General features: G+C 33.7%; 11 protein-coding genes and 1 other RNA gene. All 12 read left to right on the forward strand.

The features are described from left to right. Window positions 1-454 precede the first annotated feature (454 nt). The 12 genes from HCH28_RS09105 (at window position 455) to rnpB (ending at window position 11,857) form a co-directional block, all read left to right on the forward strand. The gene (locus tag HCH28_RS09105; RefSeq protein ID WP_221680685.1) at window positions 455-1,585 is read left to right on the forward strand and encodes a DUF3419 family protein; all 1,131 of its coding nucleotides are present in this window, start codon (window positions 455-457) and stop codon (window positions 1,583-1,585) included. After that, window positions 1,582-2,727, forward strand: coding sequence for a Glu/Leu/Phe/Val dehydrogenase dimerization domain-containing protein (locus HCH28_RS09110; protein WP_221680686.1), 1,146 nt, complete (start codon window positions 1,582-1,584; stop codon window positions 2,725-2,727). Before HCH28_RS09105 ends, HCH28_RS09110 begins: the two co-directional genes overlap by 4 nt. A 148-nt stretch (window positions 2,728-2,875) precedes the next feature. Next, complete coding sequence (locus HCH28_RS09115) at window positions 2,876-3,247, forward strand: DUF5367 domain-containing protein (protein WP_221680687.1); 372 nt, start codon at window positions 2,876-2,878, stop codon at window positions 3,245-3,247. Window positions 3,248-3,258: 11 nt separating this feature from the next. Beyond that, window positions 3,259-4,275 (forward strand): SDR family oxidoreductase, encoded by a 1,017-nt coding sequence (locus HCH28_RS09120; protein ID WP_221680688.1) that lies wholly within the window; start codon window positions 3,259-3,261, stop codon window positions 4,273-4,275. A gap of 460 nt (window positions 4,276-4,735) precedes the next feature. Next, complete coding sequence (locus HCH28_RS09125) at window positions 4,736-5,983, forward strand: aspartate aminotransferase family protein (RefSeq protein WP_221680689.1); 1,248 nt, start codon at window positions 4,736-4,738, stop codon at window positions 5,981-5,983. A 20-nt stretch (window positions 5,984-6,003) separates the two neighbouring features. After that, window positions 6,004-6,483: an SRPBCC family protein gene (locus HCH28_RS09130; protein ID WP_221680690.1), complete on the forward strand. Its 480-nt coding sequence runs from the start codon at window positions 6,004-6,006 to the stop codon at window positions 6,481-6,483. Beyond that, entirely contained in the window at window positions 6,483-7,592 is a 1,110-nt protein-coding gene (locus tag HCH28_RS09135) for an acyl-CoA dehydrogenase family protein (RefSeq protein WP_221680691.1), read from the forward strand. Before HCH28_RS09130 ends, HCH28_RS09135 begins: the two co-directional genes overlap by 1 nt. A 618-nt stretch (window positions 7,593-8,210) precedes the next feature. Next, a complete protein-coding gene (locus HCH28_RS09140; protein WP_221680692.1) occupies window positions 8,211-8,603 on the forward strand; it encodes a hypothetical protein in 393 nt (130 codons plus the stop codon). Window positions 8,604-8,850: 247 nt separating this feature from the next. Beyond that, a complete protein-coding gene (locus HCH28_RS09145; RefSeq protein WP_221680693.1) occupies window positions 8,851-9,366 on the forward strand; it encodes a serine hydrolase in 516 nt (171 codons plus the stop codon). Window positions 9,367-9,747: 381 nt separating this feature from the next. Beyond that, on the forward strand, window positions 9,748-10,998 hold the full coding sequence (locus HCH28_RS09150) for a ribonuclease H-like domain-containing protein (RefSeq protein ID WP_221680694.1): 1,251 nt from the start codon (window positions 9,748-9,750) through the stop codon (window positions 10,996-10,998). Between the two features lie 121 nt (window positions 10,999-11,119). After that, window positions 11,120-11,416 carry a cell division regulator GpsB gene (gpsB, locus tag HCH28_RS09155; RefSeq protein WP_004269307.1) on the forward strand — a complete coding sequence of 99 codons (297 nt, stop codon included), beginning with the start codon at window positions 11,120-11,122 and terminating at the stop codon, window positions 11,414-11,416. Window positions 11,417-11,476: 60 nt separating this feature from the next. After that, window positions 11,477-11,857, forward strand: an RNA gene (gene rnpB, locus HCH28_RS09160) — RNase P RNA component class B. Window positions 11,858-12,115 lie beyond the last annotated feature (258 nt).

A 12,115-nucleotide genomic window follows, 5' to 3' on the forward strand; every position in this document is an offset into this window, starting at 1 on the left:
ATACTTTGAATCATGATTAAGATCAATAATCACAGAAAATACGTATACGAAACATTCTTCTATAATCAAAAAAATTGTACCTTTTTCGTAATCCAGTACGCCAAGTAAACAAAAACTTTTACTATTTTTATGATTTTGTATTCTTTAAAAATAAACCAGAGTTCAAAACCGCCATATCGAATAGTCCATCTTCAAAATTGTGCTTCAGTTAGGTTCAACTGTTTTACTTTAAGGATAGATGGCGATAGGGTTTTTTTCGTATAGCCATCAGAAATGAAGAGAAACAACATAGTAGTTTTTAATAAACGAAGTGTTTTTCATTTTGAGCACTAGTTGACTTCGTGCATTTCTTTTGCACATTCGATTGTCTGAATAATCACTTTTCATTTGCGTGAATTTCATGAAGGTTTTAGTCTACATTTAATTTAAGAATTAGGGGGATGTATTTAAATCTATGTTTAAATTTTTTAAAGAAGTAATTCATTTAATGAGACAAACTGATGATTCGTGGTTATTGTATACAACCTCTAATGAAGATTCTCAATCAGAGTTAAATGCTTTGAATATAACAGAGACTGATTCTGTTGTATCAATTACTGGAAGTGCATGTAGAAGTTTAGCTTTATTAACAAAAGGTCCTAAAAGATTATATTCTATAGATGCGGATGAAAAACAAAATTATTTAATGGAATTAAAATTAAGTGCCTTTCAACATTTAACTTATGAAGAACTTTTAGCTTTCCTAGGTATATATCATACCAAAGAAAGATTAAATTATTATCAAAAAATTAAAGTTGATTTGTCATCTAATGCGTTGGAATTTTGGAATAAGCATAAAAAAGAGATTGAAAAAGGCATTTTATTTACTGACAGGCAGGAACTTTTTTATCGTCATATAGTTGGTCCGGGGATAAAACTATTTCACAGAGCGGGAATAAAGGAAATTCTTAATTGTAGAACGATTGAAGAACAAAGAATTGCTTATGAAAAATTAAATAATGGTCGTTGGGAGAAGAATCTAAAATTACTATGCAAGAAGGGGTTTTACAAGCACATTTTAAAAGATCCTAGCTACTTCGTTTATAGCGAGGTGAATTCTTTAGGTGAATTTTTGCATTCCCGACTAGAATACACGCTTAAAAATCATCCGGTTAAAGATAATCATTTGCTTACATTTTTATTAACAGGAAATTACATATATGAACGTTCATTACCGGTTTATTTATTAAAAGAAAATTACGAGAAAATTCGTAAATACGCAAATCGAGTAGAAATTGTAACCAGTCCAATTGATTGTTATTTGAAATCAATGCCAGATAATTTCTTTAATAAGTATTCTCTTTCTGATATTTCAGGCTGGGTTTCTGATAAGCTTTTTGACAAAATTCTTAACGAAATAATTCGTACAGGTGAGAATGAAAGTATCTTTTGTTATCGGAATTTTTTAGCAACGAGAAAAATTCCGGAAAAATATTTTGAACAGATTGAGAGAAAAGAGAATATTATAAACCAGTTAAATAATGATGATCGGTCTTTTGCTTTTACATTTGAAGTTGGAAAACTAAAAAAAGGAAGTGAAAAATGATGTCTGTGTATAAAGTGATTTTATGTGATCCTGAAATTAATTTAGAAGCTTATATTGTTATAGATACTATTGTAAATGGAATGAGTGCAGGTGGTCTTAGGATGACGAGCAACGTTACGTTAGAAGAGGTAGAACAATTGGCTCAAGTGATGACGAAAAAATACATTATCTCTGGAGCACGCATGGGTGGAGCCAAATCAGGAATTGTATATGATCCAGAAAAGCACGACCGAGAGAAGTTATTAAAGAGATTTGCAGAATTAGCGAAGCCATTTTTAACAGAGAATTATTTAATAGGCGAAGACTTAGGAATAACAATAGAAGATATAGAAAATATTTATAAATCAATTTACTTTGACCCAGTCTCAGCAATGAAAAGTAAGCTTGAATTACAAGGAATAAAAGTGGAAGTTCCTCAAGATACAACATTAAATGTACTATTTAATAAGGAAAATTCAATAAAGTTGGTAGGCTCCACTATCATTAATTCGACACTGATGGTTTTAAAAAAGTTAGAGAAGTCTATAGAGGATACCAAGGTAGGAATTCAAGGATTTGGAACAATCGGTCAGGTAAGCGCAGAAGCTATCTATAATCTGGGTGGAAAAATTATATCAATTGAAGATAAAAAAGGATGTATTTACTGTGACAGAGGTTTGGATATTCCTTATTTAATATCAAAAACAGATAAATTTGGAATAATTAATCGTGAAAAAATATTTGATCATTATATATTAAAACCAAATGGAGCATGGTTAGAGGATGCAGATTTGTTAATACCTGCTGCTATTAAACATTCTATAAATGAAACAAATGTAGATAGAGTGAAAGCTTCTGTAATTGTTGAAGCAGCAAACATACCAATTGAAAAAGGTATAGAAAACCTCCTTATAAACGAAGGAACTATTATTGTTCCAGATTTCATTTGTAATAGTGGAGCAGCTGCTTTTTTTGGAATGTTGGCTTCTGGACAAGCAAATTTCGAAGACATATTTGATAAAGTGGAAAAAAATATTAAGTTATCATTGGAAAATATAATGGAAAATACACATAAATATAACGGTAATATAAGGGATGCTGCTAATCATTATATTTTGGAAATGCAAAATAGTCTAGCATCTAGCAAGAAAATAAAAATATGAAAAAAAGATTTTTTCGTATTCCTTTGAATTACAAAGAATCAAGGAAATCGAAAAATACTATATGTATTTCGAAGTGAATAAATTTCTTCACTATTTAAAGGAAAGATTCAACCCGTTGAAATATCAGTTTTTATAGGGAGGTATTAAAATGCCATTTTTCTTTTTATGGGGATTCCTTGTGTGGTTAGGTGCAAGCCTTATTTTTAGGTTTTTAGGTCAAGTTTTTTTTATTCCTGATAACACGTTATTAATTGTATTGTCTTATATTTTTGTCGTTCCGTTGATTCTAGTTCTTACATTTCCAATTTATAAGTTGAAAAAAATTCAAGAGAATGAGGATAGAATAAAGGCCGCTGTGTTTATAGCTCTTCCTGGAATGCTAATAGACTCCGTTGTATTAATCTATTTTGATCAAGTTTTTGTAAATTTGTCTGTCGAAACAGATAGATTTTTCGCATCATGGTTAATGTGGGCATATTCATTAATTCTCTTTACTGGATTCTATAATAACAAAAAATAGGAGGGTTTGCCTTGTATAATAATATATTTATTACTGGGGGAAGTGGGGTACTTGGAACCTCTGTCATTGAGAAACTACATGATTTTAAATTACACTGTTTAGTTCACAATACTCCTTTAAAAAAAAATAATGTTAATACGATTATAGGTGATATACGTTTACCACAATTAGGGTTAAATAACGAAGATTATTTAGAATTGTGTGAAAATATAGATTTGATTGTTCATATGGCTGCACTTACAAATTTTAATATGTCGTATGAAAAAGTTTGTACTACAAATGTAACTGGGACTTTAAATATTTTGCAACTAGCAAAGGATGCAAAAGTACCTTTGTATCATGTTAGCACTGCATATGTTCACAATTTCAATCAAGAGGATTCTTATATTACAAAGGGCAACGGTTATGAGGATTCAAAAATAGAAGCTGAAAGATACTTATGTGACAGTGGTATCCCTCTTACAGTAATCCGACCTTCAATTATTTTAGGTGATTCTAAAACTGGAGAAATTGCTAATCAACAAGGATTTCACTTTATTGCCAAATTATTATTACAAAATCGAATCCCTATTATACCTGGTGATGCTGATTCAAAAATAGACATAGTATCTCAAGACTATGTTGCAGATGTTATTTCTCATTTAATAAGAAGTAACAATAGAGAAGGAGAATTTTTTGTGACACTGGGAAATAATGCACCGAAATTGGAGGAAGTAGTCAGTAATATTATACATTCAGGTATAGAAATTACAGGCCAGGCGCTTACAATGCCGAAAATAGTTTCTGGTGAGATATTTGACCGATTAATTAAACCAGTATTTTTACCAAAACTACCCTTTCAATATCGAAGAGAAATAAAAGTGGCATTGTATATGTTTAAGTACATAAATATTAGTGGCTCTTTACCTAGTTCAATGGAATTTCTGAGAGATACCATTGGGATGGAAGAACATCCCGATGTAAGTGGTGTTATATATAGTAATGTAAAGAATATTTTAGAAAATGAATTATTAAAAGCATCTGTATAGGAATATACCTGTTCAATGGATTTAGAGAATACTTTTGTCATATGCATTGTTATCGAAAAAAGTAAGGCAAGAATGATAATTAAGGGCGCGCGATTTAAAAACTAATCTTTTTTAAGCAATTAAATGTAAGTTTTAAAGTATTTTATTTACTAATTCTGGCTGTACGTATAATATGCGAAAAAAGCAAAATTCTCGTCGGTATTGAACTAATCGAATATAACTGTATGAATATTGAGGGAGCTTTAGAGGCTTTGAAAAAGACTAAATGGCACTTGAAAAGACCATATTACATGGAATGTTAAGAGAATATAGCTAAAAATTTCATACATTATATAAGAAAAGTATTCAGTTTATATCTGGTTCAAGCGGTGAATGACTTTTATCGTTTCGCTGAAGTGGCCTAATTAGAACCTTTCATTGCCTAATGATACTAAAATAACATTTCTTAAGGGAGAATCTTATGTGTGAAATTGAGAGAGAAGTTGTAATAAATATGTATCGAGATCATGTGAATAGTGGTTTTGCAAAACTGTCTGAACTAATGCAAGTACCCTTACAAGTTAAGTCCAATGGACCTTATGTGTATGACGAGACTGGAGAGAGATATTTAGATTGTGGAGGATACGGTGTCTTTTTATTAGGTCATTCTCATCATCGTATTATTGAAAGAATAAAGCAACAACTAGATAAGGATGCACTATCAAATAAGCTATTAATAAATCCGGAAATTGGTAAAGCTGCTAAAGCATTAGTAGAAATTACCCCCGAGAGTTTGGATTACGTGCTGTTTTTAAATTCAGGAACAGAAGCAGTTGAAGCGGGTTTGAAAATAGCAAGACTTAATAATCGAAGTACAATAATCTCCACAAAACAAGGCTTTCATGGGAAAACACTTGGAGCACTTAGTGCGACCGGTAGAAAGGAGTTTCAAGAACCTTTTAAACCACTCTTACCTAATGTTTTTCATGTTACATATGGATCGTTGGAAGATCTTGAAGCAACATTAAAAAATCATCAGGCAAATGCAGTTGTCATATTGGAACCTATTCAAGCTGAAGGTGGAGTAAACATACCGCCACAAGGTTACTTACTAGGTGTTAGAGAGTTATGTGATAAATATGAAGCATTATTAATAATTGACGAAATACAAACGGGTCTGGGTAGATTAGGTGATTGGTGGGGGATAAACCAAGAGGGGGTTATCCCTGATATGCTGCTAACAGGAAAAATATTAAGTGGAGGAATTATGCCTGTTTCTGCCGTTCTGGCAAATAAGAAAACATTTGAGCAATTGAATAAAAATCCTTTGCTTCATACCTCTACATATTCGGGAAATGCTTTGGCGATGGTAGCTGTACAAGAAACAATTAGTGTGATTCAAGAAGAGGGTCTTATTTTAAAAGCAAAAATAATAGGAGAAAGATTTCAAAAAAATTTTGAAGAAGTTCTGGAAGAAAATAAAGCCGTCCTTACCGATATACGAGGAAGAGGATTACTATGGGGATTCGAATTTAAAGATAGTGGGCTATCTGGGAGATTTATGATGGGGCTTTTGAAGAAAAAAATCATAGTATCAAATTCCTTAAATTCTAATAAAGTCGTTCGTATTACGCCACCTGCTATTTTAGATGATGAACAAATAGTATATATAGAAAATTCTATCAAAGAAGTAGTGAACCAAATTGCGAATATCAGAGTAAAAATATAATTATACGAAGGAGTTATATGATGGGGAAAATTATAATTACATCTTGTATACCAGCGACAAAAGCACTAGAAACCTATCTTAAAATTTCAGATTTTAGTGAGTATTCAAATTTTATAGATGTGATACGAGATATATCAGTAGAAGTAATAAATGATAATTCAAGTATATCGAAGTGGGAAGTAGATTTTGAAAATGGAGTTCTGTGCTGGAAAGAAAAAGATTCTTTTGATAGGGCTGCGTTAAGAATTAATTTTGAAAAATTCGAAGGTGATATTGATAAATTTATTGGGACTTGGATTGTGTCACAGGAAGAGGAGGATTCAGTAATAACATTTGAAGCAGAATATGATTTGGGCATGTCTTTATTAGAAGATATACTGGATCCAATTGCAGGTGATATTCTTGCACATACAATACAAGAAATATTAAAAGGGCTCTTTGATAATATTCATTTTAGGAGTATTAATATACAGACATTAGCCTTGAAGGAGGAGATTTGATGACACAATTTCTAGCAAAAGAACGTGCGGTATTAGAAAAATATTTCCCGGGTTTTGATGATTACTTAAAATCTTTCACTTTTGAAAAACGTGAAGAAGAAACGGAAATACTCATAAACAAGTTTAGAAACATAAATGGCACTTCTTTGTTGATTCCCAAAAAATATGGTGGTCTTGGAGCCAATATTATTGAAAGTCTATCCATTCAAAGAGCAATAGCAACAAGATCTCCATCGCTAGCAATTGCATATACGATGCACCATTTTTCAGTTGCATCTTTAGTAGAAATTGTTCAATCACATGGGGACTTAGATAGTGTATTAAAATTAATAGTTGAAGAAAAATTATTATTATCTTCTTGTTTTGCGGAAGGAAACGCAAATAATACTTTTTCTCCTTCAGTAAGTGCTGAAGACATAGGAGAGTATTATATTGTTAACGGTACCAAAAAACCGTGTACTTTATCGAAATCAATGGATATTTTAACAGGTAGTGTAAAGTTACCTGATGGAAGACTTGGTGTTTTCACAATCCCTAAAGATAGTCAGGGTATCGAAGTGAGAGACTTTTGGAAACATTGGATATTAAAGGGTAGTGAGACTGAAGAAATTGTATTAACAGATGTAAAAGTACCAAAAGAGTCAATGTTTGTTGCAGGTAATGAAGAAGAATTGCATCCTTCAATTGTAAGAGGATTAATATGGTTTGAATTAATAGTTTCTACATCTTATATTGGTGTTTGTTCCTCATTAATTGAGAAAGTAATTTCAAAAGGCAGTTTGCCTCCCTATGAAATGAGGAACATGGTATCATTGATAGAGGCAGCGATGAATGCAATTGAAGGTTTGGCACACAAGTTTAGCATGAATTATACTGAAAATGTGTTGTCAGAAGTAATTTTTGTACGTAAAAGTATTGAAGATATTATTAAGGGTGTTGCTTCCGATGCAACAAGACTTTTAGGTGGAATGCAATTTATAACGAATAAAGAGATTTCTTATCAATTATTAGTCTGTCAGTTACTTCATTTTCATCCACCAGCAAAACAAGAGTCTTTTCAAATAATGGATAATTTTTTTGCATATCCACCAGAAAGTGTTTTAAGCTAAATCGAGTATTTTTAAGAGTTTTCCCAATAAACATTTCTGCGTGGAAGGTGTCTAATTGAACAGCGCTTTCAATTATTAGAAAAAATATAATATTGATATGCTCCCCTTAAGGTAGACAGATAAAATATAAAAATCTGATTTATCTTAAGGGGGAGTTTTCTATGTCATTAGTTTACTCTGAAAAGTAGCTTTGAAATAAAGATCTGATGTTTATAAAAAAGATACGATATTTAAAATAAAGTCACGATGATTGTAAAAAGTTACGATTCATTTTTCACAAAGAAACGTTTAATTATTAAGTTTTTCTGTGGGATTCTTCTTTTTCCATTAAATTAAATTTTTGTATTTTCGCACGGAAAAGTGGAACTAATATTTAACAATTTATGCTGTATTGTAATCTGCTTTTGATAAAGAATAACCATAAATACGCTATCCCTTTATCTTGTAGATCGGATGGTACAGTGGATACTGCTTCAGATTTACTTAGGATGTTAAATTAGATAAAGAGGGCTTAAGGAATAAGTAAGTTCGTTCCTCAAGCCCTTTTATGTTTTATAAATATTATTAGTTACGGAAACGAAGGTTACCTTCTAGATTTGTGGGGAGGAGGAAGTCGATTTGCTATTCGATCATATGACGCAGTTTCTTTTTCATTTTCTTGATATTAAGATTTTATCAAGCAAAGCCTTGAGAGCCATTGCTTACTGTTTACCACAAAGGGGGACTGCTAATTTAATGCTTGGAGATCACCAATACAGACTGCCCAAAAATGGTGTTTACCTCTGCTCTGCTGAAAGTGCTCGCATCTTAAAGGTGGAATTAGAGAAGCTAACTACAGTTTACCTTATTACCTTTAATGCCCTCTCTCAAAGTGCAAAGCGATGGGAGACGAATGATGGAGGAGAAGTGATAAATCTTGAACAAACAGAAGAAATCATCCGTCTTTGTAACAGTCTTATGTCGCTGGTAGAGAGTCCCTTAAAGAGGACATTTTATAAATCCGCATTATGATTATATATTTTGCTTAGATAATGTGACGGATGAGCAGCTGACAGTATTACAAAAGCGAGGGCATGTTTATCGACTTGCGTGGAGTAGTTTATCATGGCGTGAAAAGTTGCTCGAGATTGCGAAAATCCTAGATACAGAGCTGGAAGCAAGGAAATGGTTGTTAGAATACCAGACTGTACAAGATGCCGTTGCTAGCTTAGCGTACACTTCCCCTGAGCACAGTATGTATTTTTGTTAGTGAGGGGGAATGAAGGATCATCGAGATATTGCAACAAATACAGATGTACTTCGTTTACTAACCGAACATAGACCACAGGCCAATTTTGAGCCAGGTGAAAAATATCAATATAGTAATACAGGCTATGTTTGCCTAGCGATGGTCATTGAAGAAGTATCAGGTATGTCCTATACCATGTTCATGTTACACCATATATTTAAACCGTCAGCCATGCAACGAATAAGGGTCATGAATCGGAGATATCAGCCTGAAAAGGTTGAGGATTTTGCTTTTGGCTATATCCGTGATGTGAATCGTGCATTATTTACCTTTCCTGACGATCTTCCAGGTTATGAATTTGTGAACTATTTAGACGGAATCCAAGGGGATGGAATGGGTCATTCAACGATAATGGACTTATTTTCGATTGACAGAGCGCTTAAAAAATGGTCATTTGCTTTGTGCTTCATCACTAGAATTGGCTATGTCCGCAACTGTAACAAAGGATGGCCAAAAAACACCATGTGGCTTTGGTTGGTTCATTGATCAATCACCAAAATAGGAAAAAAGGTATTTCATAGTGGTGGTTGGCCTGGTTATTCTACGATGTTATGCCGTTATGTAGAGACTGATTTTACCATTATTATCCTCAATAATGTAGAATGCTATATAGAAGATAACCTGCAGGAAAGCGCGTCAGATTGGTTACATCAAATTGAAGCCTATGTATTTAATTGAAAGTGATACAGTTAGAAACACAGTGGGATTTTTTCCATTGCGTTTTTTATCTTGATTTCGCGGATAGCATAGTTAGCTTCTGCTCCTAAGTCGTGAAAAGCTAGACATAATGACTTTGAATGGGGTAACAATCATGATACTCTTGCAAGAGAGATGTCTTATACAATAAGCAGAAAATGAGTGAAATTCATGTCTTACGAAAATAAAATATTACAAATGAAAAAAATGCTGGGAAAAAAAACGATGTCCGCTAAACAAAAAGTTGAAGAACCAGCGTTCCAAAAACCTGCTAGGCCAAGCTATACAGAGCAATGGAAACAGGCGGGATTAACGGTTGTTGAAAATGATTTCGGCATCGTATTTAAGCGTCAGGTAAGCTATCCGTTTAGCTATCAGCATGGACATTATCAACTGCAATCATTCTTTGAAGCCCTGAAAAAATGGCAAGATGCTGAGTTTGAGCATCCTTATGCGCTCGATATGGAAGAGTCCGTCTTATTTTTTGACACGGAAACAACAGGTTTAAAGGGTGTTGGGACCCATATTTTTTTGCTTGGATTTTTAGAGGTAGCTGAAGAATCCTTTATCCTCACACAATATATTATGGCAGATCCTGCACATGAAGCAGCCTTCTTATTTGAATCCAAGCTTTGGCAAAAGTCAGCTACTGTGATTACCTATAATGGGAAAAGCTTTGATTGGCCACAGCTTGAAACACGATGGACATTGCATCAAAAAACCTTACCAAAATTACGCTCTCAGCGACAGATCGATTTGTTGCATAGTTCGAAGCGTTTATGGAAAAATGATATGGAGCGCTTAAAATTAAAATCTGTTGAGGAAGAAAAGCTTGGTTTTTCGCGTAAAGGGGATATTCCAGGCCATCTCGCACCTATTATTTATTTGGATGCAGTGAAAAGTGGCATTCCAGATGCTCTTATAAAGGTTTTGCACCATAATGAGTGGGATTTACTATCACTTATCACACTGTATAGTCATTCTACGTATTTATTGTTCGAGCAGGACCATGAAGAATCGGCAAAAACTTTCACCAACATTGGGAAATGGTATGGTGATTTAAGAGAAAGCACACAAAGTGTGAGGATTTTAGAAAAGGTGACATCGAAATTTGATGCACTAGAAGCGGGTCATGCTCAATATTATTTAGCTTTGCAGCACAAGAAAAATAAACGCTATAGTGAAGCTATTGACTCATTCGTGGCCTCCCTTCATTTTGTTGAAGCAAGAACAAAGTTACATGCCCTTGAGCAGCTAGCCATACTTTATGAGCACCAAATGAAGGATTATGAGCAGGCCCTTTATTATACGCAGGAAGGCATACGTCTCATTCAAAATAATGGGCAATGGAGAGCAGAACAAAAACAAAAATGGGGAATTTCTTGGGAAAAGAGACTACACAGATTAGGAAATAAGAAATAAATTCTTGGGTAAGCGCATGAAACGACAAGTTTAGCCTTACAATTAGTATTTTCAGACGATATAATGTGATGAAGTATGCTATAATGTATTCGTGTATGTAGTGTGAGGAAGGGCGATGTGAATGGACATTAAATTAACGTCAAAAATGATCCTTGAAAAGGAATTTAAAAAGAACTTTAAAGGCTACAATGTAGAAGAAGTAGATTCTTTTCTTGATGAAATTATTCAAGACTATGAAACGTTTGAAAAAGTGGTGGCCCAACTACGTGAAGAAAATAGACAGTTAAAAGAAGAAATTGAAAGCACACCTAAGAGACAACCGGTTGCTTCAGCGGCAGCTGGTACAACGAATTTTGATATTTTAAAACGTCTTTCTAATTTAGAAAAACATGTATTTGGTAGCAAGCTGTACGAATAAATTTAGTTAATTATATTGTATTTAACATAAAACTCTAGTATAATCTTTCGTATCATCACGAAATTCTGGTAATCGCTGCGGCGCTAGACGTCGTAGAGGAAAGTCCATGCTCGCACGGTTCTGAGATGACCGTAGTGTTCGTGCTTACTGAAAAAATAAGGTAAGGCAGCTATTAAGGCTGACGGCGGAAGGAAGACCTAAGTCCTCTGGATATGGTTGACACTTCCTGAAAGTGCCACAGTGACGAAGCTTGCTTGGAAACTTGCAAGGTGGAACGAGGTAAACCCCACGAGTGAGAAACCCAAATTATGGTAGGGGCACTCTCTAGAAGGAATTGAACGGATAGAGGGACAGAGTTTGCTCTGTAGATAGATGATTACCACCTGATCGTACGAGGCGCAAGCTGTTTGAGTACTCAGGAACAAAACATGGCTTATGGAATTTTTTGATGCTTATCTACGAAATAACAAGCGCTCTCCAATTCGGTGGAGAGCTTTTATTTTGAATTCATGAGGAAAAAGTAACCTTGTTAATCAAGTCTTGGTATGCGCTATACGTTTGAGAAGTATCGCTACCGCTTCTAAGTCACAACATCTGAAAACGGTTATCGCATCAATGTGATGTATTGATCTTGACTGCTCACATATTTTGTAATGTAAGCAAACGCCAGGAATAACAACCACCTCTTTAAATGGTTTA

Source organism: Lysinibacillus sp. K60 (genome assembly GCF_019731275.1).
Lineage (GTDB): Bacteria > Bacillota > Bacilli > Bacillales_A > Planococcaceae > Lysinibacillus > Lysinibacillus capsici.

Coding starts and splice junctions, on each gene's coding strand:
- gpsB (WP_004269307.1), top strand. CDS start 11,120: ATGGACATTAAATTAACGTCAAAAATGATCCTTGAAAAGGAATTTAAA.
- HCH28_RS09105 (WP_221680685.1), top strand. CDS start 455: ATGTTTAAATTTTTTAAAGAAGTAATTCATTTAATGAGACAAACTGAT.
- HCH28_RS09135 (WP_221680691.1), top strand. CDS start 6,483: ATGACACAATTTCTAGCAAAAGAACGTGCGGTATTAGAAAAATATTTC.
- HCH28_RS09125 (WP_221680689.1), top strand. CDS start 4,736: ATGTGTGAAATTGAGAGAGAAGTTGTAATAAATATGTATCGAGATCAT.
- HCH28_RS09110 (WP_221680686.1), top strand. CDS start 1,582: ATGATGTCTGTGTATAAAGTGATTTTATGTGATCCTGAAATTAATTTA.
- HCH28_RS09115 (WP_221680687.1), top strand. CDS start 2,876: ATGCCATTTTTCTTTTTATGGGGATTCCTTGTGTGGTTAGGTGCAAGC.
- HCH28_RS09150 (WP_221680694.1), top strand. CDS start 9,748: ATGTCTTACGAAAATAAAATATTACAAATGAAAAAAATGCTGGGAAAA.
- HCH28_RS09145 (WP_221680693.1), top strand. CDS start 8,851: ATGAAGGATCATCGAGATATTGCAACAAATACAGATGTACTTCGTTTA.
- HCH28_RS09130 (WP_221680690.1), top strand. CDS start 6,004: ATGGGGAAAATTATAATTACATCTTGTATACCAGCGACAAAAGCACTA.